This window comes from Leptonema illini DSM 21528 (genome assembly GCF_000243335.1).
Lineage (GTDB): Bacteria > Spirochaetota > Leptospiria > Leptospirales > Leptonemataceae > Leptonema > Leptonema illini.
Genome location: NZ_JH597773.1, coordinates 2,817,522 through 2,844,123 on the forward strand (window position 1 = coordinate 2,817,522; position 26,602 = coordinate 2,844,123).

A 26,602-nucleotide genomic window follows, 5' to 3' on the forward strand; every position below is an offset into this window, starting at 1 on the left:
CGGACTATACCTGCTCTCGCTCGTCGAAGCCGCTGAGGTCAACCATTGTGATTTCGAACCGGCGTTTTTTTTCTTGCAATAAATTCTACCCCCTTTAGTTTACTGTCAAAATACAGAGTCGCTCCGGCGACGTCGTTTGACACAAACAAAAATTTGAAAACTTAAGGAAGAGTAAAGAGAGGTCTTTACTCCTGGAGATGATCATGCGAAAGCTTATGTATCTCCTGCCGGCGCTCTTTTGCGCGGTGGCAGGACTGGAGGCCCGCGCGGCCCGAACCACCTATCCGGTGGTATTTGCTCATGGAATGGCCGGTTTTGACGATATCGCCGGCTACGATTATTGGGGAGACGATTATGGAACGTTTGTAGGCGACCCCTGCGACGGCTTCCTTGAAATCACCTGCAACTCCTACATCGACAGCAATCAGAAGGCCTTCATCGGTCAGGTTCAGCCGTTTCACAATTCCGAGGTTCGCGGATATGACCTTGCCAACGATACCGAAGGCTTCATGGCAACGGTCGGCGCCTCGAAGGTAAACCTCATCGGCCATTCGCAGGGCGGGCTTGATATTCGCAAAGCTGCCGTCGAACTGCGCAATCGCCGCGGAACGCCCGTCGTTCGCGTGCTGATCAGCGTCTCTTCGCCGCATCGCGGATCGCCCGTTGCGAAATTTATTCTGGATCTCGGCCCGGGCATCACCGACGTTATCGCCGCTCTTGCCAATATCTATGGCAATATCGTATATTCCAGCGGCAACGACGGCTTCGCCGCCGCGAAACAGCTCGTGTATAACGATTATTCCTCCAGCGACGGCATTCTCACCGGAGCAAAGCAGTTCAACGAGAAATATCCGATCAACTCGAATTATGCAAACCGGTATGCCTCTATTGTTACGGCACAGACGGGACTGAGCGTGAATCCGCTGCTTTTCATTCTGCGTAACGGATTCTTCAATATTGACGGCAACGGATACTGCGTGGATGATTGTAACAACGACGGAGCGGCCGGCAAAGGAAACGGAACGGCGACAGATCTGGACGACGACGGCCTCGTCGGCATCAACTCACAGCAGATGGGCTATCGCCTGAAATATACGGTTCGCGGCTTCGGCCTTTTCGATTCTATCGGAACGGAAAGCTCCACGGGCTATGTAAGCAACATCAACGCGCCGAGCTCGACGCAGATGACGTCGACGGCGGCCATCGTCGAGCAGGATCATCTTGACGTCGTCGGATTACCGCCCGATACCTTCGATGAGATGGAGTTCTATGCTGCTCTTATCGACTACATCGCCTACTACGATTGATTCCGATTCGAACGGGCCCGGTTCTTCCGGGCCTTTTTTCGCTCTTTTAACGATCGCAGAGTCACGATTCTTCTGCAAATCAAATACAACTCCCCTGAATAATAAGTATGAATAAAACCAGACTCTTTTTTATTTCGGCTGCTGTAGCGGCCGTGCTCGCCATCGGCGCTGCCTTCCTTTTGCTGCGCTCGGACGATACGCTTGATGAAATCGACCGCGTTCGTCGCCATCCGCCCGCCTCGCGTACCGTCGACGAAAATGAGGTGGCACGGTTAGTCGAGGTTATGAACGAAGAGGGAAGCCCACGCTTCTCGGACGATCTGACTTTTGAGCAGATGGTAGCCGTGCTGCGAGCCAACTACGGCAAAAACATCAAGAACCGCTGGGTGCAGATTCGCCTTATCGAAGATCTGATTCGTTCGATGAAGGCGCGCTTCGGCGAGGCCTGGGTCGAAGAGATGTATGTGACGCTGAAGGCGGCCTTTCCCGATCTCGCCGATGATATCTTCGAACGCTTTGAGAAGTATCAGCAATACCAGGAATGGCTTGAGAAGAATCGAGACGAGCTTGCCGGTATGAGCCGTGAAGAGCGGCAGGAGATCCTGAACGAAAAGCGCAACGAACTGTTCGGCGAAGAGGTGGCCGCAGAGATCTGGGCCGGTGAGATCCGCAACGAAAAGATCGCAACCTCGCTGAAGCAGATCGATCAATCGGGTGGCGATCTGAACCAGAAACTTTCAAGCTACAAGGCGGCGTTGAATGAGGCACTCGGCGAACAGACGGATCGACACATGGAGGCTCGTCGCTACGAGCTGACGAGTCGGTTCCTGGAACTTCCTTCCGTTCAGAAAGAGTTATCCCACATGAGTCCCGACGATCGGAACGAAACGCTCACCCAGATCCGCAAGGGTCTCGGTATGGACGTCGAGGCCATCGAACGCTGGAAATCGCTCGATACGGAACGCGATGATCGCTGGAAAACGGGACAGAGCTACATGAGCGCACGCGATGCCCTGACATCGGGCGGCGCCTCGGAATCTGATCTGAATGAGCTGCGTCTCAAGTACTTCGGCCCCGACCAGGCAGAGGTTATCAAAAACGAAGAAGAGTCGGGATTCTTCAGATACAAGCAGGAGCGCGTTTACGGGAAGAACTGACACCGGAGACGGAAAGTCGCGTCGGAACGGGCGCTCAACCGTAAGCGCCTGTTCCGAAGTCTCTTGCTTCTACTGGCGCCTCTGCGAGAATAACCAATGTATAACGTCGGGCTCCTGAAAGGCCGGACGCCAGCTGCCATGTCCTTCGTTCGCATATTCCGTATAACGAACGGAGCGGCCGGCTCTCTTTAACGCCTCGACCATATTGCGGCTACGAGCGGGTTTTACTACCTGGTCGTTCGCTCCGTGAAAGGCCCAGATCGGAGAATGAATGGATCTTGCCGTATTCTCGTCGCCGCCGCCGCAGACGGCGATGCCGGCGGCAAAGAGATCGGGCCGCCTTGCAAGCACATCCCAGACGGCGAAGCCTCCCATCGAAAGACCGACGGCATAGATGCGCGACGTATCGACGGATTCGCTTGTGATCAGTTTTCGCATCAGATCAAAGAGAGCGTTTATGGGCTTCGACGGCCGTGCCGGCTGTCTGTGTGCGGGAAGGTTCCAGTCCGCCTCCACCCAGCGATAGGGCTCATCACACTGTGGAATCAATACGTATGCTTCGTCTAACGGAAAATCCGCCCGCCCGAGCATGGGCAGAAAGTGCTTCATCGTCTTTTCGTTATCCATGCCGCGTTCGCCGGCGCCGTGAAACATTACGATCAGCGGATACTTCTTCTGAGTCGAAAGCTTCCCCGGACGCGAAAGCCTGTACGGAAGAACGACCTCGCTCGTCTCGTAACGCCCGAACGCAAAACGATCGCGGATCTTCTGCTCAGGGGGACGACGATCGACCTGACAGGCCGCAAACGTCTGAAGCATCAGCAACAGGAGGATATAGAAGAGAAAGTGGGAGCGCTGCACGGAGACATTTTCACGCTCCGTGCACATTCGTCCAGCAATACCGGGCGGGAGCGTACGAGCTTGAAGAGCCGGTCCCAGGACCGACTCTTATCTATAGATCTGCCCGCCCTGCTCTACGAACTCCTTCGATTTCTGTTGAATGGCCTCTTCGATATCGGCCTGCTTCGCATACTCACGCACGTCTTCGGTGATCTTCATCGAGCAGAATTTCGGACCGCACATCGAACAGAAGTGCGCCGTCTTCGCTCCTTCTGCCGGCAGCGTCGCATCATGATAGGCGCGGGCCGTATCGGGATCAAGAGACAGGTTGAACTGATCCTGCCAGCGGAACTCGAAGCGAGCTTTTGAAAGCGCATGATCTCTGAGGATGGCGCGGCGATGTCCTTTCGCCAGGTTCGCCGAATGGGCGGCGATGCGATAGGCGATCACTCCCTGCTTGACGTCATCGCGATCGGGTAACCCCAGATGCTCCTTCGGAGTCACATAGCAGAGCATCGAACAGCCCATCGCTCCGATGTTGGCGGCGCCGATGGCCGAAGCGAGATGATCATAGCCTGGCGACACATCAAGCACAAGCGGGCCAAGCGTATAGAACGGAGCGTTGTGACAGAGGCGCTCTTCTTCGCGCATATTCTCTTCGATGAGATGAAGCGGAACGTGACCCGGCCCCTCGATCATTACCTGAACGTCATGCTTCCAGGCGACCTCGGTCAGCTCGCCCAGCGTTCGCAGCTCGGCGAACTGCGCTTCGTCGTTTGCGTCATAGATGCTTCCCGGACGCAGGCCGTCGCCGAGCGAGAAAGCGACGTCGTATCGCTTGAGAATGTCGCAGATCTCTTCAAAGTGCTCGTAAAGAAAGTTCTCTCGATGATGCGCCAGGCACCATTTCGCGAGAATCGAACCGCCCCGCGATACGATACCGGTCAATCGACGAGCCGTCAGCGGCACGTAACGCAGAAGAACGCCGGCGTGAATGGTGAAATAGTCGACGCCCTGCTCGGCCTGCTCGATAAGCGTGTCGCGATAGAGTTCCCAGGTTAACTCCTCTGCGATGCCGCCCACTTTTTCAAGGGCTTGATAGATCGGCACTGTTCCGATCGGAACGGGAGAGTTGCGAAGTATCCACTCTCGCGTCTCGTGGATCTGCTTGCCCGTCGACAGATCCATCACCGTATCAGCGCCCCAGCGGATAGCCCAGACGAGCTTCTCAACCTCTTCTTCTATAGAAGAGACGACGGCAGAGTTACCGATATTGGCGTTGATCTTCACAAGGAAGTTACGGCCGATGATCATCGGTTCCGTTTCAGGATGATTGATCGAGGCCGGCAGAATGGCCCGCCCGGCGGCTATCTCGTCGCGTACAAACTCAGGCGTCACAAACTCAGGAAGCCCGGAGGGCAGAATGCGAGGCGACTGCCCCGATTGCCAGAGCAGCTCGCGCGCCATATTCTCGCGAATGGCGATGAATTCCATTTCAGGGGTGATGATACCCCGGCGGGCGTAGTGCAGCTGCGTGACGTTCGCCCCTTCGTTAGCCACGCGCACCGTGCGGTCAAGCCCGGGAAGCGAAACGGCATTCGGCCGGGCCCGCTCGTTCAGCGGAACCACTCTAACGTCGCCTCGCTCTTCGATCCACGATTCGCGGATGCAGGGCAGGCCCTTTGTAACATCAATAGCAACGGCCGGATCGGTATACGGACCCGACGTATCGTAAACGATCACTGGCTCGTTGGGCGTCTTTGAGCCGTCGCGATGATGCGTTTCAGAAAGGCGTATCTCTCTCGAAGGTACGCGCAAATCGGGTCTTGAGCCCGTCGTATAGATTTTCTCGCTTTCAGGAAAAGGATCGCGCGTTATGCGCGCCTTTTCTGAAATGCCTGTCTTGCTCGGTGTCATGCATTCTCCCTACGGCAGTATAAACTGCATCAGGTTCGAAGGGTATGATCTCAGCCCTGAGGGCACCCCTGAATCGGATGTTCTGCTCTTCTTCGAACACGTCTCAAAACCCCTCCATGGGTTTTGAGACGGAACGGGAAATGGTAGCAAAGCCACCATTTCCCTCACGCCTTTGCTCAATTTTCTGCCGAAAATTTCGCGGCGCAAGGTCATCCTGACCTTGTAGAGCCGGTTTTGGAACCGGCTCTTAATTCGCCTCTATCGGCCTATTGCGAAAGAGCCACCATCACCGGCTTCCGTCAACAAAGAAATCAAAGCTGAGGCCGTCCATGCGCTCGCCTCGCTGTGTCATCAGCGACTCCCTGGTTTTACGAATCTCATTCAGTTCTTCTTTCAGGGATCGCAGTCGATTCTCGCCCTGTTCGAGTTCGGCAACATAGCGGCGACGCAGGGCCTTTTCTTCCTCGGCTGAGCCGAGCGCCTTCAGATTCTCACGGATGCGCTTCTGATCGACGCCGATCTCTTCGATATCATTCGTCTTCTGTCCCTCGCGCCTTGTGGCCTCATCGATCTGTATATTAAGACGGGCAATGCCATCAAGCAGGCTTCGCTGTTCAGACTGAATCAGGCCCGTCGCGAGCACCGTATCGAGCCAGTCTGATCCGACCTGCATGTGAAGCGTTTCGGTGAGCACGTACTGCTCGACGACATCGAACTCATCCGCCTCGGCCGACGTACAGAAGCGCACAAACCCCTCGCTGCGCGACTCAGGGGAGCGACCGACGACGGTCCATCCCGCCGATTCCGGATGATCGATATACAGCTTACCAAAGGCCAGAGGCCCGCCGCGTCGCAGCAGATAGACGGTACGACGCTCGACCTTGCGCTCCAGGAAAAGAAGGCCACCCCTTGCATAGAGGCGATGCACCTCTTTCGTGTCGGATTTCTGCTCGGTATTGACGAGCATACTGCCTTCGATGGCGAAGGGAACGATGACCTGTTCGTCCTGATCAAGGGCCGGCAGCATTCCTTCTCCCGTATAACCCTCCGGAGAATAAAACGTGATCGGGCCGTCTTCGAGAGCGAAACCCGTCGTATTGCGCAAAAGCACGGCCGTCATCGGATTGTTCTTTCGAATGCTTGCTCGATAAAGAGCGACGCGGCGGCCTTCGATCGGCATAGTAAACAGTGGAACAAGCGAGCTTTTACCGGCCGGAATATGAACGGCCTCGCGAATCTTGAAGAAAGAAACAGGAGCGAACTCCGACGCCTTCGCATCGACGGCCGTACTCTCGGTAAAGGAATCGGAGGCGCCCGCAAATGCCATCTCTTCTCTTTCGTATAGCATATCAGCTTCAAACGGCGCCGATCCTACCGAAGCGGCCGCAGGGGCCATCGCAGCCCGAGACCGCTTTGCCTGCGGAGCGGGCGCCGGCGGCTCGGCATAAGATCGACCGACGACGGGAGCGGCATACTCTTCTTTATCGGGCAGTTCGGCAAAGGGTCTCTGACGATGACGCGGGGTGTACAGATCCATGCGAAACGACATCGGCATGCCCGAGGCCAGCGAAAGTTGCAGATCTTCCCAGTCTTCGTCCGATGCATTATGTACAAGAGCCCAGGCCTGCATCATACAGGCATCCGCTTCGCGAAGAAGCAGGCGATAGCTTGAAGTCCATACGGGAACGGGCAGCATATAGCTCAAGCGCAGCTCGCCGCCCGCCGATTGTACGACGAGCTTCTTGCGCTCCGTCGCCTTCCAGTAAAGGCTGGCTTCAAGCAGTCGCTTCAGATCTTTGCCGGCCCTTTCTTCATCGGGAATGATACGGATAACGTCGGGCAGTCTTACCGATTGCAGAGCGCCGTCTTCGGCAAGCAGAACCATGTAACTGACCGAGAGTACGCTTTCGCCCGCCGCCTCCTGTCGTTCGTCGATTCCTGTAAGAACGCCTTTATACTCTGACGACGCCGTAACGACGCGAAACGGCACTCCGCGAAACTGAACCAGTAATTCGATGAGGGCGTTTGTTCCCTGCACGGGACGCAATCCAATCTCGGCAAGATCTTCAGAGGAAGGCCGTTTGCCGTCAAATGAGAGATTCTTCACGCCTTCATCGTAGACGATGATGGATTTGATGACGTCATCGATCTCAGATGCGCGAAAGTCCAGATGCACCTCTTGATCAGCGACGATATGTCGTTCAAAGCAGCCCAGTCCGTTTTTAAACAGGATAAGTCGGCGAAGGGAGTTCATGCCTTTATCTGAAGCCCTGTAAGAGGATGTCGAGCGGAAAAGAGATCCTTGACAGTTCAGGGATCTCGCTTTCTTTCATGTCATGTTCTTCAAGGTCTTCCGGTTACTGTCAGCGGCGCTTTTTATCGCCCCCTTCTTTACCGCGTCTCTTTATGCCAATCAGAACTGGCAGAAGGCCTCGGAGCTGAACCAGAAGGGCGACCGCCTCATCGCGCAGAAGCGCTTTGATGAGGCCCTTCAGGCCTTTGCCGAAGCCGAGCGGCTCTGGAGCGACTCCGGATTCTATGCCACTCGCCAGGGCAACGTCTATCTGTGGCATAAAAAAGATCCCGCGGCCGCTCTTCAGCATTACGACCGGGCTCTTACGCAGGGAGGGGATCGCAGCGTCTTCACCTTACGCGAACGCGGCATCGCCTTCTGTCAGATCGAGCGATACGATGATTCCGAAAAGGCGTTCCAGTCGGCCCTTCAATTAGCAGAACAGAATCTTTCCGCCGCACCCGCCACTCAGGCAAAAGAACGCACCGGCGCCCTTGACGAGGTCCTTTACACACTCGGATACGCGTCGATCTGTAAAAGGGATCAGAAGCGTTATACAGAGGCCGTCGCCCTTGCCGATCGCGGCTTTGCACTTCGACCGAACAGCGATAACTTTGCATTGAATGAAGGCAAGGTCCATTCCGAGATCTGGCTTGCTCATGCAGCCTTCGCCGCCGGGCGCTACGAAGAGGCGGCCACTCACTACAGAGAGGCGGAGCGTGTCACCGAACGCAGCACGCCACATAGAGACTGGCTGAAAGAGTTCAATCCCCGCTTTCACAGAGAGCTCGCCGAGCAGCGTCTTGCCGTCGAGCGCCAGGGCATTAAACCGCAGTACGTTCATCGCATGCATGTCTTCTTTTTGAAGAAAGCCCGGTTTGATTTTAAAGATCTGAACGGAAAGCAGGTCGTCGCCAGCGACGAGATCAACGCTGATGACAGAGAGAAGGCGACTCTTTTCTTGCAGGTATTAAAACGCCAGCTTGAGGCGATGAGCGGCGGACGGCTAACTATCGAATACGACATCACAGCGCTTGATATTACCGTTACAGAGATGAGCGTAACGGCCTGGGGCGGACAGGAGTCGCGCGCCCCCATACTCGATGCTCTGCCTGATGAAGCGGCCGATGCCTACTGCGATGCGGCCCGCAGCGTCGATACGATCTGGACGTTCTGGCCGGGACGCGGCAGCGCCACAACGGCGAACGGAGGCGCTCTCACCTATCCCTGCGTACCCTTTCAACTGAACACGCCCCTTCGCGGATACGTATCGTTTCCGGCGAACTGGAATGCGCCCGATGCGACCGTCGTCTATCTGCATGAGTTCTTTCACAATATCGAGGCGATGAGCGGCATCAATCCGACGCATGGCTTTCAAGATCAGAATCGGGGCCGCTTCCCCTCCTGGAAGGGAACGGGGCAGATGGATTACTTTCGCTGGCATTTCCAGAACACGCTTCCCGGGAACAAACCACAGCCGCAGACCTACGCGAATCTGAATTATCTGCATCGTTATCCGAATACGGCGACGGAAGAGGTCGTCATGGCGAACCGTCTGGCCGTCGCCCGTATCACGCTCGAAAATCGGCGACAGGCGAAAGCTCTCGCCGAACAGGCCCATGAGCTCTACTGGAACCGCAAACAGCATAAGGCGGCGCTTGAAGCGGCCGAAAAGGCCCTTGCCCAGAACCCGTATCAGAGGGACGCTCTGCTTCTTGCCGGTCTGGCCGCCGGTGATCTGAAAAAGAACGAGCTTGCCGCTGCCTATCTGCAACGCCTCGCGCCGCTTCACCCCGAGCTGTGGGTTTTGCAAAGACTTGCCTATATACAGCAGTGGCAGTTGAAAGATCTGCCGGCCGCCATCCGCACCTTCGAGCTGATCGCCGAGCGACATCCCGAAGAGTCCGATCGTTATCCGAACTACGGCCGGGCCCTGATGGATGCAGACCGACTCGACGAGGCCCTTGTCGTCTTTGAACAGGGCAGGAATTCTTCTAAAGAGGATGTGGCCGCGCAGAGCGCCTTCTGGAAGGGATACCTGCTCGGCGAACGTATGAATCGTCCCTCTGATGCGTTGCCGCTCGTTCAGGAGGGTTATAACCGCGGATATAAAGATTCCTTCGTCGAGTTCTTTCTAAAAAAATACTCGGGCTCGGCCGTATCAGAGCGAGCGCTTGCGCCGGATGCTCCTGTTACATCGCCGAAAACACAGAGGCCCGTTGAAGCCTCGGCCAGTCCGATGGCCTGCTCGCACTCCGGCGATTGATGTCAGAACTCAAGAAGATCGGCTTCGTCTGCAAAGAGAAAGGCAGGCTTGATAAAAGCCTGCAGCGCTCGATCAGCGAAGCTCACATTTCAAACTCCGCTCTGCGCAAGGCCGTCTTCGCCGGTCGGATCACGATCAACGGCGTCGTCTGTCGTCGTCCCGATTTCACGGTTCGCCCTGGAGATCGCATCGAAGGCATGGTCGAAGAAAAAGAAAAGCGGCCGGCGGTTACGGCGCCCGTGATCGTCTACCGCGACGAATTCATCATCGCCGTCGATAAGCCCGCCGGGCTGCCCACGCATAAGACATCCGACTCTTCGCGGGCCAATCTGTATGATCTGCTCTGCTCCATGCTTGCCGAAGAGAAGGGAATGACAGGACCATCTGAGTTGCGCTCTGAGCTACAGCCCGAAAAAAGGCCCGGCCTGCTTCATCGATTGGACGCAGAAACGTCAGGATTGCTTCTTTTTACGCTGCGTCGCGAGATGAACGCCTCTCTTGCAAAGCAGTTCGAAGAGCATTCGATTGAGAAGCGGTATCTTGCTCTGGTCTCCTGTAGCTCCAGGCTTCCTTCTACATGGACGTGCAGCGATCCCATACTGCGTGCGGAACGAAAACGCAATCGTTACCGCACCGCACGTCCCGATGAAGAGGCGATGTCGGCCGTCACACACTTTCGCACCGTATGGCAGAAGGATAAAGTCGCTCTTATCGAGGCCCGTCCTGTAACGGGACGTCCGCATCAAATCAGGGTGCATCTCAGCGCCGGAGGTACGCCCATCGTCGGTGATACCTTTTACGGCAAAGAGTTGAATAACAGAAGAGACGGCAACGGTCGAAAAGAACGAGAGGAAGAAGCGGGCAGATTGATGCTGCATGCGTATGAGCTTGTATTCGAGCATCCGGCAACGGGCAAGAGAATGACTCTACGAACAGAAGAGCCGGACTTCGGAGAGGCGCGAAGCGATAAACCGAAAGCAACAGGCAGGAAGCGGTAGACGGGACGACGCGGAACAGTGTTCTGCCCCTATGCGTCTGATTCTCGCATCGGCCTCGGCAAGACGGCATCAGATACTGGAAAGCGCAGGCGTTTCGTTTGAAACGATGGCCGCCGATCTTAACGAAGAAGGCATGCTGCTCGACATCCCGGGCTCCACAAGAACTAAAACGGCCATCCTGCTGCCTGCGTCACATCAAACCGATGCGGCGCTGCTGCTTGCGCGTGAAAAGGCCTCAGCCGTTCTCAATACACTTGCTGGAGACGTTCGCGTACTCGCCGCCGATACCATCGTCGTACAGAATAACGCTCTATATGGAAAACCCGAGAACTCAGAGATGGCCCATGCGATGCTTCGCGAGCTATCGGGAAAAGCGCATACGGTAATCACCGCGCATGCGATGCTGCGCAGAGAAGGCGATAGGCTGATAACACTTGAAAAGGCCGTCAGCACCGTTGTGCGCTTTCGTGATCTATCAGACGACGAGATCCGTCGCTATGTGGCGACCGGCGAGCCGCTTGATAAAGCCGGGGCGTATGCCATTCAGGGAATCGGGGCCTCGCTGATCTCTTCAATTCAGGGAGACTATCTGAACGTCATCGGACTTTCGCTTAACGCCGTGCTCGACTGGATTCGGCCGACGAGACTCTTCGCTTATGGCACATTGATGCGAAAAATGTCCGCTCACTCATTGATTGCCGGTCGGGTGAGATTTATCGATACCGGAACGATTACGGGACTTCTGTATGATCTCGGCGAGTATCCGGCCGCCGGCGAAGGTCAGGGCATCATACACGGCGAGCTTTACGAGGTGATTGATCCCCGGCTGTGGGATGAGCTGGATCGTTACGAGGACTGCAATTCCGATGAACCCGAAAAGACCCTTTACCGTCGAAAAACCGTGTCTGTAAAAACGACGGCATATGAGAGCGTCGAGGCCATGACCTATATGATGGATGCGATTCCCGAAACGGGCGCTCTCAATCAGAGCGGTTATTACCAGGAAGAAGGCGCGGAGTAAGGAAGAGATGATTAGAAGTTCTGTCTTTCGCGTTCAGGCCTGCTTTTTCGCCTGCATTCTCGCTACGATGGCGCTCGGTCTTGCAGGCTGTGATTCCTTTCAACAGCGTCTGCGCTTTCTCGACCTCTCGGCCGGTGCTGAATTCTCAGACGCCCGGTTCTACGTTCGGGCAGGCGCTCCGGAGCGAACGCTTTCTTCTCGTGACGTGAATTACGACGGCACCGTCGACCTGAACCGTGAACAGAGCAAGCTTGACTACTTCTATTCTGTCGGTTTTTTCCCGGGCCCCGTTCCCTTCGTCGGCAGCGACGGTATCGGCGACTACATGCGCATGTCGTTTACGTTGAACTCCCCGCGTACCTTTCGCGGTACCCTGCATAACTATCCCGACGACGGTCGCGTCACGACGAATCCGATGACGGCGACGACGAATCTGCTCTTTCCGCTGCCCGATGCCATCGGACGACGAACAGAATTCGTATTCGAGGAATACAGGGCGTACATCACTCTCTTTTTCCCTCATTTCAGAAGCGAGAACTGGTACTTCGGCATCGGCCATTCCTTCGGCCAGAGTCGTTACAACCTTGATCTGCTCGAAGGCACGAACCGGGTCGCCTCTTCACGTAACGCCTGGATGGCGTTGCATGCGCTCCAGGTGGTCTACGGCTATCGCATCGGCCGCTTCTTCGAAGAAGGCCTCTTTCACCAGACCTATCTTTATTTTGAGCTGATCGCAGACTCTCCGAACCGCACCCGCCTTGACGTCAATCTTCAACGTGCCGACGGGCTACCGGCCGCCTCTCTTTATTATCGCAATACCTACACTCGTATAGGGATTCGCAAGACGGTCGATCTCTGGACGACCGATTCTGTCGTCAAAGAGCGAGAAGAAATCGAGAAACAAATCGAAGAGGAAGATCGGCGAGCCGATGACGAGCAAGGCGCGGAGGAAGAGAAAAACAAGGAAGAAGAAAACGAAGCAGGCGAAGAGAAAGAAAAGCCCGCCGAATCCACTGAGCCAGAACAGGCACAACCGACAGAATATCTCCCCTGAAACGAGACATCTCCCCGGCAATGAGGCAGCATATTTCAGATGACGCTCCTCTGTGCTGCGGCCGAATGGCATCAGGAGCCTCGTCAATGAACGTCACCGAACTGTTCTTCGCAAGTTACCGACATCAGATCACCGAGCTACAGAATAACCTCACGCTGATCGGCGACGAATCGTTACAACAGGCCATCGATATCTTGATGAACTGCAAAGGTAAGGTCGCCTGCACGGGTATGGGAAAATCGGGCCTCATCGCCCAGAAGCTTGCGGCCACCTTCTCGTCGACGGGGACTCCGGCCTTTTTTCTTCATCCTGGCGAAAGCCTGCACGGCGATCTTGGCGCCTTGCAGAAAGACGATGTCGTACTCTGCCTTGCAAAAAGCGGCGAGTCGGATGAGGTCGTGCAGATGCTTCAGGTCGTGCAGAAGATGGGGAATCGCATCATCTCCATCCTTGGCAATGCCGAATCCCGCGCCGGCCGCATGTCTGATGTGATCATCATGGCAAAGGTCAGCCGGGAGGCCGATCCTCTTAACCTTGCGCCGACCGCTTCGACGACGGTTTCACTTGTCGTTGGCGATGCGCTCGCCTCGGCGCTGGCAGAGCTGCGCGGCTTCAAGCCCGAGAACTTTGCCCTGTACCATCCGGCCGGACAGCTCGGCAAGCGACTCCTGCTTAACGTCGAGGATTTGCTTGTGCTCGATCATGGTATTCCCGTCGTCGGCCAGGATGCATCGATGAAAGAACTGCTCGAAACGGTGACAAAGCCCAATCTGGGCGGCGCCATGATTACCGATGCATCGGGCAAGTTGATCGGCATCGTAACCGACGGTGATATACGCCGCTCCATACTGAGATTCGGAAACGTTCTTGAACAGAGTATCGCCTCGGTGATGACGGCCTCTCCGCTTCGCATAAAAAAAGGCAGCCGTGCCATCGACGCACTGCATATGATGGAAGAGCGCAAATCGCCGATCAACGTTCTGCCTGTCGTCGACGATGAGGATCATCCCATCGGCCTCCTGCGCCTGCACGATCTGGTCAGAGCAGGATTATAGATCGGATTGACAGATTGCGCCCGGCGTGCTACGTTCGCAATGCGCACTATGGAGCCCATCGATCTACTACAAGAAGAGAACCGTCGCCTCAAAAGTCTGACGGAATCGTTCTATCTTCTTAACTCTTCTCTCGATCTGCAGACGGTGCTACATAATACGCTGACTCAGGCGACCGAGCTGATGAATGCCGAGATCGGCTCCATCGCCCTTCTGAACGACGAGCGCACGCACCTTGTTTTCGTCGAATCCACCGATAAAAAGTTCAGTCTGCTCAAACAGCTTCAGGTTCCCATCACAAAAGGCATCGCCGGCGCCGTAGCGATGAGTGGCCGCTCTGAACGCATCGCCGATATTCGCAACGATCCGCGCTACTACGGTAAGGTCGATCAGACCCTCGGCCATGCAACCTACTCCTACCTCTGCGTTCCGCTAATCGTAAACGGCGAGATCATCGGCACGGCTCAGCTGCTCAATCGAAAAGACGGACAGGTTTTCACCGAAGAGGACGAACGCCTGATGGAAGGGTTTGCGAGGCAGGCCAGCCTGGCCATTCAAAACGCCCGAATGCATGCCATCATGCTCAAACAGAAGGCCATTGAGTCCGAGCTTTCCGTCTGCTCCGAAATCCAGCAGAAGCTCTTTCCCGACGCCCCGCCGCAGTTGCCCGATTACGAGATCTACGGCGAATCGACGCCCTGTCGCGAGGTCGGCGGCGATTATTACGGCTATTACAAACGCCCCGACGGAACGATCGACTTTATCCTTGCCGACGTTTCGGGTAAGGGGTTGTCGGCCGCTCTGCTTGTTAGCGAGTTCCATACGGGCATCCGTATGCTTGATGCGCTCTCGGACGATCTCGCGACGGCGGTCAATATTCTGAACCGCCACCTTGTCGAGACGATCGTCATCGGCCGCTTTATCGGAATCTTCCTGCTGCGACTGTTTCCCGATACGGGCCGGGCTCAGTATATTCTTGCAGGCACTCCTCCGCCGTATCTTTACAAGGCGGACGGCTCCGTGCTCGAGTTCGAAACGACGGGCCCGGTCCTCGGCCTCAAAGGAGCGAACTACAGAGCGAACGAGATAGAGATCGGTCGCGGCGATCTTCTGCTTGCCGTCTCTGATGGTTATACAGAGGCCATGAACCCCGCCGACGATCTTTTCGGAGAGGATCGTCTCAAGGCCATCGGCGTGGAATGGTTCCGGTCGCCCGTCGACCAGATTGCCGTCGAAACGAACCGCCTGGTCGACGCCTTTCGCGAAGGCCGCGCCGCAAACGACGACGCTACGATGATGATCATCAGGCGTCTGCCGTAGATTCAGGTCCGGTTCTGATAGAGACTCAGGCCGTCGCCACGAGCGCCTTTCCGTCACGCACGATCAGCGTATGCTCGAACTGAGCCACCCTGCTATTATCGCGCGTCGTCAGCGTCCAGCCGTCACGCTTCTGAATGACCTGCTCGGCTCCGGTAGAAACAAAGGTTTCAAGGGCGATGACCTGCCCCGAGCGAAGCTTGCGCCGATCGCCCGGATCATAGTAGTTCACCAGATCGACGGGCTCTTCGTGAAGGGCTCGGCCCACGCCATGCCCGGCAAGATTACGGATCACCTTGAATCCGCGCAGACGGGCGGATTTCTCAATCACACGGCCGACCTCGGCGATTTTCGCTCCATGCCGCGCCGCCCGGATCGCCTGATCAAGCGCATAGCGGCTCGTATCGATAAGGCGTCGCGTATCGACAGAGACGGGTTCGATAAATGTAGTATAACCCATGTCGGCGAAATACCCGTTCAATTCAAGAGACACGTCGACGTTGATGACATCGCCTTTTTCTAAGATGCGGCTTCCCGGAATGCCGTGAGCGGCCTCTTCGTTCACGCTGATGCAGGTCGCGCCCGGAAAGCGGTAGGTGAGCTCAGGAGCAGAACGCCCTCCTCGCTCTTCAAAATAGCGACGGCCGATCTGATCGAGCTCCAGCGTCGTCATTCCCGCGCGAATCGATGTAACCATATGACGCATGGTATCGGCGACGAGACGCCCGGCGGCGAGAATGCCGTCCAGGTCTTCTTTTGAATCAATGGACATTCAGAATTACCTCAAAAGTAGGGAGTGCGACGCCTCTTAACGCTTCTCAACGCTTTTCGACAAGGGCCTTGAAGCGATTGAGATCTTCTCTAAAGCGCCGCTCAATTTTCGAACGCATAAAAAGAGAGAGGAACCAGTACAGGCCTCGAAAGCGATGATCCGTTTCGACGACCCACATCGTTCCCCCCTCGGCGGGAAGAAAGCGGTTCTCGATATGGCTGACGACAAGCGGAGAGGTATATTCGAGGTCCATGGCGACCCCCTCCTGCCTGTAGCGGATGCGCTCGCGCAGCACGACCTCTTTGCCGTCTTCAATGTACGTGACTTCGCTGATGGCGCCCTGCTGGCCCGGCTTGCCTTCAATGTGCCTGATGGACTTCAAAGCCGGCTGCCAGCGCTGCAGATTCTCGATCTTTTCGAAGGCGCCCCAGACTTCGGCGATGCTACCTCGAATGAGAGTGCGGAATCGCAACTGCATGGTCGTCTATCGCCTTTTCCTTCAACACCGTCAAGGCGATTTTTCGCACCGGAAGCGGATCGGTTCCTTTATTGAACGAATTGCCCTTCTCACTGCAAGCTTCTATATTTACAGAACGGGGCTTGCTGAATTTATGGTACATTTGCTCCCCCAGAGGCAATAAAACAACAGAAATCAGGGGATGGAGCGCGAGACCGGTCTTCTCCAGGCAGGGTTGGGCCGTCCAGAAGCGCTCCCATTGGATGGACACACATGGACAACGAACAGTACCTCGATCAGGATTTTGAGACTCCCGCCATATCGGGCATGTATGACCCCGATATGGCCCGTGACGCCTGTGGCGTCGGCTTTATTGCCGATATTACGGGGAAAAAGTCCCGTAACATTATTGAACAGGGGCTCGAGATCCTCAAGCGTCTCGAACACCGTGGTGCTGTCGGTGCCGATCCTCTTACAGGCGACGGTGCCGGCCTGCAGATGCAGATTCCCGATCGTTTCTTTCGTAAAGTCGCAAAAGACGAGCTGAATATCGATCTGCCCCCCGAGGGGCGATATGCCGTCGCATTCATCTATTTACCGCGCAACAAGACGATCCGCCATGCCGTGCAGAACATCATCGAAAAGGTCATCGTCGATGAAGGACAGCACTTCCTCGGCTGGCGCGTCGTTCCGACCGATCCCGACCAGACCGGCGAATCGGCTCGCAAGACCATGCCGGCCTTCCGTCACTGTTTTATCGGCGCCTCGGACGACATCAAGTCGAACGAGGATTTTGAGCGTCGACTCTATCTGATCCGCCGCGTCATCGATCGCCGCGTGCGCGCCGAACACAAACTGGATCGTTCGAAATACTACGTGCCTTCGTTCTCGAGCCGCACCATCAACTACAAGGGCATGCTGCTGGCCGCTCAGCTTCCGCAGTTCTACCTCGACCTGCAGAGTCCTTTTATGGAGTCGGCGTATGCGATGGTGCATATGCGATTCTCAACGAACACATTCCCGACATGGGATCTCGCGCATCCGTTCCGCATGATCGCCCACAACGGCGAGATCAACGCCCTGCGCGGCAACATCAACTGGATGGCCGCTCGACAGATGGTGATGGAATCCCCCTATTACGGCAAAGATCTGAAGCGCATGCTTCCGATCATCATGGAAGGCCAGTCCGATTCTGCCACCTTTGATACGGTCGTCGAGCTGCTCTATATGGCCGGCCGTTCGCTTCCGCATTCCATGATGATGATGATTCCCGAGGCCTGGTCTAAAAACTCGGCGATGGATAACGACAAGCGCGGATTCTACGAATACCATGCCGCTCTGATGGAGCCGTGGGATGGTCCGGCCGCCGTCGCCTTTTCAGACGGGCAGCTGATCGGCGCCACACTCGACCGGAACGGCCTGCGTCCGGCACGCTATATCATCACAAAAGACAACCTGGCGATCATGTCGTCCGAGGTCGGCACGATTCCCGTCGATCCGTCTAACGTCGTCAAAAGCGGAAAGCTCGAGCCTGGAAAAATGTTCCTGATCGACCTGAACGAAGGCCGTATCGTCGACGATGAAGAGATCAAGGCGAAGATCGTTCGCCAGCAGCCGTATCGCGAATGGGTGGAGAAGCATATGATCCGCCTTGAGAATCTACCCGATCCGGCATTCGTGCACCAGCCCGATCATACGACCATCGTCGAGCGTCAGCGCGTCTTCGGCTATTCGACCGAAGACGTCATGACCATCATGAAGCCGATGGCCGAGAAAGGCGAAGAGGCCATCGGAGCGATGGGCGAAGACGTGGCGCTTGCCATCCTGTCGTCAAAGCCGCAGCCGCTCTTCCGTTATTTCAAGCAGCTTTTCGCTCAGGTAACGAACCCGCCCATTGATCCGATCCGCGAAGAGTTAGTCATGGAGCTGACGAGCTACGTCGGCCCCGAAGGCAACCTGCTCGACGAGAAGTCCGAGTACGCTCACCGCATCGAACTGAAGAATCCTGTTCTGACGAACCATGAACTTGAAAAGATCCGCAATATCTCGGAGGGTGTGTTCAGCTCGATCACGATACCGATTCTTTTCGATCCGGATCAGAAGCACGGTATGCGGAACCGTCTTGATCAGCTCTGCGACGAAGCCGCCGAGGCCGTGCGCCGCGGGTATAACCTGATCATCCTGTCGGATCGCGGCGTGGCCGAAAAACAGGCGCCGATTCCGTCACTACTTGCCGTCGCCGCCGTGCATCACTTCCTGATCCGCGCCGGCCTTCGCACGAAAACGGGCATCATCATCGAATCAGGCGAGCCGAGAGACGTGCCGCATTTCGCCATGCTGATCGGCTACGGCGCAAACGGCATTAACCCGTATCTGGCCTTTGAAACGCTGCATGACCTTCATAAAGAAGGCCTGCTGCCCGAGATCGGCGAACCGCGCGATGCGCGTAAGAACTTCATCAAGGCCGTGAATAAAGGCCTGTTCAAGATCTTCTCGAAGATGGGAATCTCTACGTTGCAGTCGTATTGCGGCGCGCAGATCTTCGAAGCCATCGGCCTTGATTCAGAGCTTGTAAACCTGTATTTCACCGGTACGCGTACCGTAATCGAAGGCCTCTCTCTTGAGATGCTTGAAGAAGAGACGATGCGACGTCATCGCGTCGCCTATGATCCGAACGCTTCGCGCGGCGAGCTGCAGACGGGCGGCGTGCATTACTGGCGCAAGTATTCCGAAGAGCATCTGTGGCGCCCGACGACCATCCATCTTCTTCAGCATTCGACGCAGAAGAACGATCGTGATATGTATCGCAAGTTCGCCGAAGAAGTGAACGACCGGGAGCGCGATCTCATCACGTTGCGTTCGCTTTTCGATTTCTCAGATGCGCCTGAACCCGTTCCTCTTGAAGAGGTCGAACCGGCTTCAGAGATCGTTAAGCGCTTCCAGACCGGAGCGATGAGCTTCGGCTCGATCTCCTGGGAGACGCATACGAACCTGGCCATCGCCATGAACCGTATCGGCGCCAAGTCCAATACGGGCGAAGGCGGCGAGGATGCCATTCGATTCAAGCCTCTGCCGAACGGCGACAGCATGCGCAGCGCCATCAAGCAGGTAGCCTCGGGTCGCTTTGGCGTCACCGCCTACTACCTCGTCAATGCCGACGACATCCAGATCAAGATGGCGCAGGGAGCAAAGCCAGGCGAAGGCGGACAGCTGCCGGGCTTCAAGGTCGATAAAATCGTGGCGAAGCTGCGTTACTCCACTCCGGGCGTGACGCTGATCTCGCCGCCGCCGCATCATGACATCTATTCGATCGAAGACCTGGCACAGCTTATCTTCGACCTGAAAAATGTTAACCCCCGCGCTCGTATCAGCGTGAAGCTCGTCTCGTGCGCCGGTGTGGGCACGGTGGCGGCCGGTGTGGCCAAAGCACACGCCGATCACATCCTGATTGCCGGCCATGACGGCGGAACGGGCGCAAGTCCGATCTCGTCCATTCACTACGCCGGAACGCCGTGGGAGCTCGGCCTTTCAGAAACGCATCAGACTCTGGTGGCCGAAGGTCTGCGCGATCGCGTTCATGTCGCCGTCGACGGAAAGCTGATGACGGGACGCGACGTCGTCATCGGAGCCCTGCTTGGAGCCGAAGAATTCGGCTTCGCTACGGGAGCGATGGTTACCCAGGGCTGCATCATGATGCGCAAATGCCATCTGAACACCTGCCCCGTCGGTGTGGCCACGCAGGACCCGGTGCTGCGTCAGAAGTTCTTCGGTAAGCCCGAATACCTGATCAACTATATGTTCTTCGTCGCCGAAGAGACCCGCGAGATCATGGCTCGACTCGGCTACCGCAGCATCAACGAGATGGTCGGGCAGCAGAAAAGCCTCAAATTCACGCGTCCCCAGAATCACTGGAAGGCGCGCGGTATCGAGCTCAGCCGTATCTTGCAAAAGCCGAAGCCGGCCTTTGGCACCGGTCTGACGAAAGCAAGAGAGCAGGATCATGGCCTGGAACGTCAGCTCGATCAGAAACTGATCGAAAAGGCGAAACCCGCTCTCGAAAGCCGTCAGCCCGTAACGATCGACATGCCGGTAACGAACGAAGACCGTACCATCGGCGCCATGCTTTCGGGAGAAGTCGCCCGCCGCTTCGGCGAAGAGGGCCTTCCCGACGATACGATCCATATTCGCATGCAGGGTTATGCAGGCCAGAGCTTCGGCGCCTTTTTGATGAAAGGCATCACGATCGAGCAGGACGGGCAGGCGAACGACTACGTGGGCAAAGGCATGTGCGGCGGACGTTTGATTATCCGCACGCCGGCTAACTCGGCTTATGATCCGGCACGTAATATCCTCATCGGCAACACCTGTTTATACGGAGCGACATCGGGCGAGGTCTACGTGAACGGTATGGCCGGCGAACGTTTTGCCGTCCGTAACTCGGGCGTGCATGCCGTCGTCGAAGGCGTCGGCGATCATGGCTGCGAATACATGACGGGAGGACGTGTCGTCGTTCTCGGCGATACGGGCCGCAACTTTGCCGCCGGTATGTCGGGCGGTATCGCCTACGTCTGGGATCCCGATCATACCTTCGCTTCGCGCGTAAACACTGGTATGGTCGATCTGGAACAGCTCACCGATACCGAAGAGATCGATCAGCTGTTGCATATGATCACCCGTCACCGCGAATACACGGGGTCTTTGCGAGCCGAGTTTATCCTGAAAACGTGGGAAGAGCAGCTCGACAACTTCGTGAAGGTGATCCCGGGCGATTATAAACTCGCCCTGCAGCGACTCGAAGAAGAAAAACTGACAAATAAAAGTAGCGAGGAAGAGGAAGTTTTACATCATTAAAATCCGGATGGTATTTGAATGGGTAAGATAACCGGCTTCATGGACTACCGGCGCTCCGAGATCTCGAAGCAGCCGGTAGAAGAACGGATCAAGCATTTCAAAGAGTTCGAGAAGACCTTTGACGAAAATACGGCGCGCGTCCAGGGCGCGCGCTGTATGGATTGCGGCATTCCCTTCTGCCACGGAGAAACCGGCTGCCCCGTGGATAACCTCATCCCCGAATGGAACGACCTCGTCTACAGAGGCCTCTGGCAGGAAGCCCTTCAGAATCTGCATTCGACGAATAACTTTCCCGAATTCACGGGTATGCTATGCCCCGCGCCCTGCGAATCGGCATGCGTTCTCGGGTTAACCGACCCGCCTGTGGCGATCAAGTCCATAGAGCGCTTCATCATCGACCGCGGCTTCGAAGAAGGCTGGGTGGAACCGCTCCCGCCGAAAGCGCTGTCGGATCGTTCCGTGGCCATTATCGGATCGGGCCCGGCCGGACTGGCGGCCGCCCAGCAGCTGCGACGTGCCGGCCACGATGTGACCATCTTTGAAAGAGAGGATCGCATCGGCGGACTGATGCGTTATGGCATCCCCGATTTTAAATTCGAGAAATGGCGCATCGATCGGCGGCTCGATCAGCTGAAAAAGGAAGGCGTTCAGTTCCGAACGGGCGTCAATGTCGGCGTCGACATCTCTCTCGATGAATTGCGCACGCAGTTCGATGCCGTCATCCTTGCCATGGGAGCTGAAGAACCGCGACGCATTCCGATCCCCGGCGCCGATTTAAAAGGCGTGCACTTCGCCATGGATTACCTGACGCAGGCGAATCGATTTGTGGCTGGTGAAAAGGTCGCCGATCAGATCACGGCCACGGATAAACACGTCATCGTCATCGGCGGCGGCGACACCGGATCGGATTGTATCGGTACGGCGAATCGGCAGGGAGCGAAATCGGTCACTCAGCTCGACTATAATCCCGAGCCTCCAAAAGAACGCACGGACGACGATCCGTGGCCGCTGTATCCTCGCATTCTGCGCACTTCTACGTCGCAGGAAGAGGGAGTGGAACGAAAATGGAGTCTGCATACGAAAAGCTTTCGCGGCGAATCGGGTCGCGTCGTCGCCGTGACGGGTAACCAGGTCGTTAAAAAATCGCGCACCGAGATCATCGACATCCCCGGAACGGAATTCGAGATCCCCGCCGATCTTGTTCTCATCGCTATTGGATTCACGGGCCCGAAGGCCTCTCCTCTGATCGATCAGCTGAAACAGGCCGGTGTTGCCTTCGATTCACGTCAGAACGTAAAGGCATCGTTCGGCGTCGGCGGCGACCACTTCACGACTACGGCGCCGGGCATCTTTGCCGCCGGTGACGTGCGCCGCGGTCAGTCCATCATCGTCTGGGCCATCTCAGAAGGCAGGAAATGCGCCCAGGTCGTCGATCGTTACCTGACCGCTCTGAAAAAAGCCGACTGATTGGTCAGGCTTTTCAATGACAGCCATCACATCCGCATGATTTTCCCGTTCGAGCCTTCTCAAAGGACTCGCGGCCTTCGCGAAAGGCGAACCATGCGATGGCGAGAGATCCGACGGCGTCAACATAAGGCAACCTGAACAGTTCATAAAGCAGCGATGCCGTTAGCAGCACAAAAGAAAGCTGAAGACAGGTACGTGTACAGTTTGCGTCGGCGAGAACGGCCTGTGATTGCAGCGCCGCTCCGGCACGGCGTTTCTCGCGAATCAGAAGCCACATGGTAAGAATTGAAACCAGCGAAATGATGACGCCGGCAACGGTCGCATCCGGGCGATGATCGCTGACGATGCTCATAATAGCGCCTGCCGGCAACGCTACGGCCAGAACAATAAATCCGATTCCCGTTATGCGAAGGGCCGTCTTTTCGAAACGATCGGAATCCACGTCCGCTCCGATATTCTGCATCCGCCAGACCATATGTGCGATTCCGATGCCTGAGATCACCTCTACAAAGCTATCGACGCCAAAACCGAACAGCGACAGGGACTCATCATCGGCTCCGAAGAAGATCGAAACAAGCCCTTCGATCAGATTATAAGAGATTGTGATGAATGCAAGAATAGCGACAATTCGCAACCATCGACGACGCTCATCTTGCGCTTCCAGAACGACTTCCGATTCCATAACGGCAATGTAATGGAAAAGACGGCCACAGTCAAAATGGATTTCCTTATGCCTTGCAGGCTTTCCACTAAACTCACGCCAGCCCGCCCGTTCCGTCCGCGTAATGAAGAATGGTCGAGCGACAGCGCCTCGCGTCAAAACAGAACAGTCGACTTTTTGAGTCCAATTGCCCCATTCCGTAAATTTTTTTGCATCCGTTCCGCTCATTCCGCACCTTGAAGTTCAATGAGAGGTTCCCTATGCCACAATTCCTGACATTACCGGAGGAGGTGGCCGCTGTCTTCGGTGATGCCGCCCCAAAATTTGTTGACTTTCTCGTCTCTACCTTCTCTCTACAGAAGGAGGAAGTCGCTCATATGTCAGCACTCACGTTCGAAAATAAGCTCGAGAAAGCAACCGGCGTCATTCGTCTGGAGATTGCCGAGCTGCGAACCGACACGCAAACCGCCATCGCCGAACTCAGGACTGACACACAGACCGCCATCGCCGAACTCAGGACTGATACACGGACTGCCATCGCCGAGCTCAGGACTGAGATGCAGGCCTCTATTGGTGAACTCCGGACTGAGGTGCAGACTTCTATCGCCGAATTGAGAACAGAGACTCAATCATCTATAGCAGAGGTTCGTCTTGAAGTTGCAGAGCTGCGCGCTGAAATGAAGGCAGACTTCGCCGATGTTCAGAAGCAGATATCGGGGCTTCATAAAGACATCACCTCGCAGACAAAGTGGATTCTTGCCGGCCTTGCGACAGCAGTAACGATGTATCCGATCCTTGTGCGCCTGGTGGATCGGTTAATCTAATACGTATTCCCCCTGAAGGGGACTTCCCCACGCCAGGACAAAGGCGTGGGGAAGCATACTTACATTCCGATTACGGTGCCGCCATCAACACGGATAACGTTACCCGTGATAAAGCCGGCGTCGTCGGAACAGAGAAAGCGAACGACGCGCGAAATGTCTTTCACCTCGCCGGGACGGCCAAGCGGAACGGACTTACGCAGCTCCTCCTTTACGGCATCAGGAAGGGCGTCGGTGAGATCCGTGCGTACATATCCGGGGCATATCGCATTACAGAGCAGGCCCTTCTTCGCGTATTCGCGAGCGACCACCTTTGTGAATCCGATAAGACCCGATTTGCTGGACGCATAGTTCGCCTGTCCTGCCTGACCGAGCAGACCCGAAATGGAGCTGATGTTTACGACTCGACCGCCGCTCTTCGCCTTCATAAGCATAGAGAGGAAGGCCTTCGTTACGAGGAACGGCCCTTTCAGGTTCACGTCCATAACGACGTCCCACTCTTCTTCTTTCATGCGAAGCAGTAGATTGTCTCGCAGGATACCTGCATTGTTCACGAGGAAGTCGAGTCCCCCGAACTCATTCTTCACACGCTCAGCGGCGGCGTCAACGTCGGCGCTGTTAATTACGTTACAGGCGATGCCGATCGTTTTGACGCCGTAGGTTTCGGCGATCTCTTTCGCAGTACGATCACAATCTTCCTGTTTTACATCGAGGATTACCTGGTTTGCACCCCAGGCCGCCAGATCTTCAGCAATGGCACGACCGATGCCGCGGGCAGAACCCGTGACAAGAGCCGTCTTGCCCTGAAAAGGTTTTTCAGACATGTCGCAAAATGAAAAGGCGAAAGAAGGGCACAACTCTTTTTCAAACGAGCGCTTGAATTGCACTCTTCGCCATATCGTAACGCCGTCGTAATACGGATCCCCCTTCATTGAGGTTTATGAGTATGACCCTCGAACGACGACCCGATGAAAAGCAAACCGCTCTGATTGAAGAGCGCATAGGAGAAAGGCCCGTCTTTTCGGCCTATGAAGTCGGACGGGCAACGATCATTCGGGAGACGCTTCAGGCGCAGACCGGCTACAGCTTCACTCTGCCGCGGGAAGATCAGAGCCCGGTCGAAATTTTTGAGCTGTATCAGGAGTTTCCAGAGCTGGATTTCCTGCCCGTACGCGACGGCTCCGGTTGGATTACGGGATACCTGACACGACAGACGTTTCTGGCCTCGCTCAGCGAATCGCAATTCTCGCGTGATCTTCTTTTTAGAAAGGAGGCACGACTCAACAACCTGATCAATCGTGATATCGTCTGCCTGAACGCCCATACGAATCTTTCAGAGGCGTCCGAAATACTGATGCGCCGACCCGATCGGATGCGCTTCGATCCTTTCGTCGTCACGCTTGACAGGCATTTCTTCGGCATCTCGACGGTGGATCGCGTCATTCGCGGAATCAACTACTTCCTCACCCGCGAGATGGAAGCCGTGCGCGATGCGCAAGTCCGAATCCTCGAAGCGCCCTGTATTCCCCCGGAAATCGAGCATGAGCTTCGCCATCATGCCCATGTTCAGCCCTTTCAGGGACCGGGCGGGGACTTTGCGAAAGTCTATGAAATCGATGATCGCTTCGCTGTGGCTACGCTCTTTGACGTTTGCGGGAAGGGCGTAAAGGCGGCCGCTATGGTTTCGGTACTCGGTACTCTTCTTCATACGATGTGGAAGGAGTTACAGAAACATCCTTCGTTCAGTCTTCGCACTCTCGAAAACGAGCTTTACAGATTGAATAACGAGCTTGTGAAGCTCAGCTCTCTGGAGATGTACGCTACGGGCGTCGTCTGCCTGATCGACAAACAGAATTACGTGCTCTCAGTATTTGATTACGGCCACGGGATGATCTGGCTTAGAAGAAACAATCGCGTACATGTGCTGCGAAATCCCGGCAGTGATCCATCGATGCCTTTTATCGGCATTACCGAGAATCTGCGTCTGAATCCGTTTTCGTTTCGCATCAAACCTGGCGATCTATTGCTTACCTGTTCCGATGGCATCGTTGAACAGGCAAACCATAACCGGGAGATGTACGGGCCCGTTCGAGTGATGGAGGCCTTTCAGATCGCCTCGGCGGATTCATTACCAGAGATGAACAGACAGATTCTCGATGACTGGACGGAGTTTCGAGGTGGCGCCCGCATTCGGGACGACCTATCTCTCCTACTTTTGCAGATCGATTAGTTTTCAGCTGGCTTCAATAAGACTACGGATCATGCCTTTCAGGGCTGAGGGCATACCGGAACCCGATGGGGGATTTTGAATCAGGCTCTTACAATAGCAATTGACAGGGGCAAGCCTCGCC

Annotated in this window: 19 protein-coding genes and 1 riboswitch; of the genes, 12 read left to right on the forward strand and 7 right to left on the reverse strand. The window is 55.8% G+C overall.

What is annotated here, in order from left to right; genetic code table 11:
- The first annotated feature begins 203 nt into the window (after positions 1-203).
- Positions 204-1,307: an esterase/lipase family protein gene (locus LEPIL_RS12850; RefSeq protein WP_002772965.1), complete on the forward strand. Its 1,104-nt coding sequence runs from the start codon at positions 204-206 to the stop codon at positions 1,305-1,307.
- Positions 1,308-1,414: 107 nt separating this feature from the next.
- Positions 1,415-2,464, forward strand: coding sequence for a lipase secretion chaperone (locus LEPIL_RS12855; protein ID WP_002772966.1), 1,050 nt, complete (start codon positions 1,415-1,417; stop codon positions 2,462-2,464).
- 69 nt (positions 2,465-2,533) lie between these two features.
- Here LEPIL_RS12855 and LEPIL_RS12860 read toward each other — a convergent pair whose 3' ends face one another.
- The 3 genes from LEPIL_RS12860 to LEPIL_RS12870 all read right to left on the reverse strand — a co-directional run bounded on the left by LEPIL_RS12860 (position 2,534) and on the right by LEPIL_RS12870 (position 7,475).
- Positions 2,534-3,325, reverse strand: coding sequence for a carboxylesterase family protein (locus tag LEPIL_RS12860; protein ID WP_157135075.1), 792 nt, complete (start codon positions 3,323-3,325; stop codon positions 2,534-2,536).
- 87 nt (positions 3,326-3,412) lie between these two features.
- Positions 3,413-5,221 (reverse strand): phosphomethylpyrimidine synthase ThiC, encoded by a 1,809-nt coding sequence (gene thiC, locus LEPIL_RS12865; RefSeq protein WP_002772968.1) that lies wholly within the window; start codon positions 5,219-5,221, stop codon positions 3,413-3,415.
- A riboswitch (TPP riboswitch) is annotated at positions 5,211-5,301 on the reverse strand. It overlaps the preceding gene by 11 nt.
- A 206-nt stretch (positions 5,302-5,507) precedes the next feature.
- Positions 5,508-7,475, reverse strand: coding sequence for a hypothetical protein (locus tag LEPIL_RS12870; RefSeq protein ID WP_002772969.1), 1,968 nt, complete (start codon positions 7,473-7,475; stop codon positions 5,508-5,510).
- An 82-nt stretch (positions 7,476-7,557) separates the two neighbouring features.
- Between LEPIL_RS12870 and LEPIL_RS12875 the strand changes: the two genes are divergently transcribed.
- The 6 genes from LEPIL_RS12875 (at position 7,558) to LEPIL_RS12900 (ending at position 15,225) form a co-directional block, all read left to right on the forward strand.
- The gene (locus LEPIL_RS12875; protein ID WP_002772970.1) at positions 7,558-9,780 is read left to right on the forward strand and encodes a tetratricopeptide repeat protein; all 2,223 of its coding nucleotides are present in this window, start codon (positions 7,558-7,560) and stop codon (positions 9,778-9,780) included.
- A complete protein-coding gene (locus LEPIL_RS22175) occupies positions 9,780-10,778 on the forward strand; it encodes an RluA family pseudouridine synthase (RefSeq protein ID WP_002772971.1) in 999 nt (332 codons plus the stop codon). Before LEPIL_RS12875 ends, LEPIL_RS22175 begins: the two co-directional genes overlap by 1 nt.
- 31 nt (positions 10,779-10,809) lie before the next feature.
- The gene (locus LEPIL_RS22180; RefSeq protein ID WP_002772972.1) at positions 10,810-11,799 is read left to right on the forward strand and encodes a Maf family nucleotide pyrophosphatase; all 990 of its coding nucleotides are present in this window, start codon (positions 10,810-10,812) and stop codon (positions 11,797-11,799) included.
- Between the two features lie 7 nt (positions 11,800-11,806).
- Positions 11,807-12,853 carry an LIC10647 family lipoprotein gene (locus tag LEPIL_RS12890; RefSeq protein ID WP_002772973.1) on the forward strand — a complete coding sequence of 349 codons (1,047 nt, stop codon included), beginning with the start codon at positions 11,807-11,809 and terminating at the stop codon, positions 12,851-12,853.
- Between the two features lie 86 nt (positions 12,854-12,939).
- The gene (locus LEPIL_RS12895; protein WP_002772974.1) at positions 12,940-13,908 is read left to right on the forward strand and encodes a KpsF/GutQ family sugar-phosphate isomerase; all 969 of its coding nucleotides are present in this window, start codon (positions 12,940-12,942) and stop codon (positions 13,906-13,908) included.
- A gap of 39 nt (positions 13,909-13,947) precedes the next feature.
- Positions 13,948-15,225, forward strand: coding sequence for a PP2C family protein-serine/threonine phosphatase (locus LEPIL_RS12900; RefSeq protein ID WP_078123543.1), 1,278 nt, complete (start codon positions 13,948-13,950; stop codon positions 15,223-15,225).
- Positions 15,226-15,250: 25 nt separating this feature from the next.
- On the opposite strand, the gene map is transcribed toward LEPIL_RS12900, so the two are convergent.
- Both map and LEPIL_RS12910 read right to left on the reverse strand, forming a co-directional pair.
- Positions 15,251-15,994 carry a type I methionyl aminopeptidase gene (gene map, locus LEPIL_RS12905; RefSeq protein ID WP_002772976.1) on the reverse strand — a complete coding sequence of 248 codons (744 nt, stop codon included), beginning with the start codon at positions 15,992-15,994 and terminating at the stop codon, positions 15,251-15,253.
- A 46-nt stretch (positions 15,995-16,040) separates the two neighbouring features.
- The gene (locus tag LEPIL_RS12910; protein WP_002772977.1) at positions 16,041-16,472 is read right to left on the reverse strand and encodes an SRPBCC family protein; all 432 of its coding nucleotides are present in this window, start codon (positions 16,470-16,472) and stop codon (positions 16,041-16,043) included.
- Positions 16,473-16,724: 252 nt separating this feature from the next.
- On the opposite strand from LEPIL_RS12910, the gene gltB reads away from it, so the two are divergent.
- Positions 16,725-21,302 carry a glutamate synthase large subunit gene (gene gltB / locus LEPIL_RS12915; protein ID WP_002772978.1) on the forward strand — a complete coding sequence of 1,526 codons (4,578 nt, stop codon included), beginning with the start codon at positions 16,725-16,727 and terminating at the stop codon, positions 21,300-21,302.
- 18 nt (positions 21,303-21,320) lie between these two features.
- Positions 21,321-22,769 carry a glutamate synthase subunit beta gene (locus LEPIL_RS12920; RefSeq protein WP_002772979.1) on the forward strand — a complete coding sequence of 483 codons (1,449 nt, stop codon included), beginning with the start codon at positions 21,321-21,323 and terminating at the stop codon, positions 22,767-22,769.
- 13 nt (positions 22,770-22,782) lie between these two features.
- On the opposite strand, the gene LEPIL_RS12925 is transcribed toward LEPIL_RS12920, so the two are convergent.
- Positions 22,783-23,451 carry a cation efflux transmembrane domain-containing protein gene (locus LEPIL_RS12925; RefSeq protein WP_040918794.1) on the reverse strand — a complete coding sequence of 223 codons (669 nt, stop codon included), beginning with the start codon at positions 23,449-23,451 and terminating at the stop codon, positions 22,783-22,785.
- A gap of 239 nt (positions 23,452-23,690) precedes the next feature.
- Between LEPIL_RS12925 and LEPIL_RS12930 the strand changes: the two genes are divergently transcribed.
- Positions 23,691-24,254, forward strand: a complete 564-nt coding sequence (locus LEPIL_RS12930) for an LA_3696 family protein (protein ID WP_002772981.1) — start codon at positions 23,691-23,693, stop codon at positions 24,252-24,254.
- Between the two features lie 59 nt (positions 24,255-24,313).
- Here the strand turns inward: LEPIL_RS12930 and LEPIL_RS12935 are convergent, their stop codons facing one another.
- Positions 24,314-25,075, reverse strand: a complete 762-nt coding sequence (locus LEPIL_RS12935) for a beta-ketoacyl-ACP reductase (protein WP_040918797.1) — start codon at positions 25,073-25,075, stop codon at positions 24,314-24,316.
- Between the two features lie 122 nt (positions 25,076-25,197).
- Here LEPIL_RS12935 and LEPIL_RS12940 point away from each other — a divergent pair, with 122 nt between their 5' ends.
- Positions 25,198-26,481, forward strand: a complete 1,284-nt coding sequence (locus LEPIL_RS12940) for a PP2C family protein-serine/threonine phosphatase (RefSeq protein WP_002772984.1) — start codon at positions 25,198-25,200, stop codon at positions 26,479-26,481.
- The last annotated feature ends 121 nt before the right edge of the window (positions 26,482-26,602 follow it).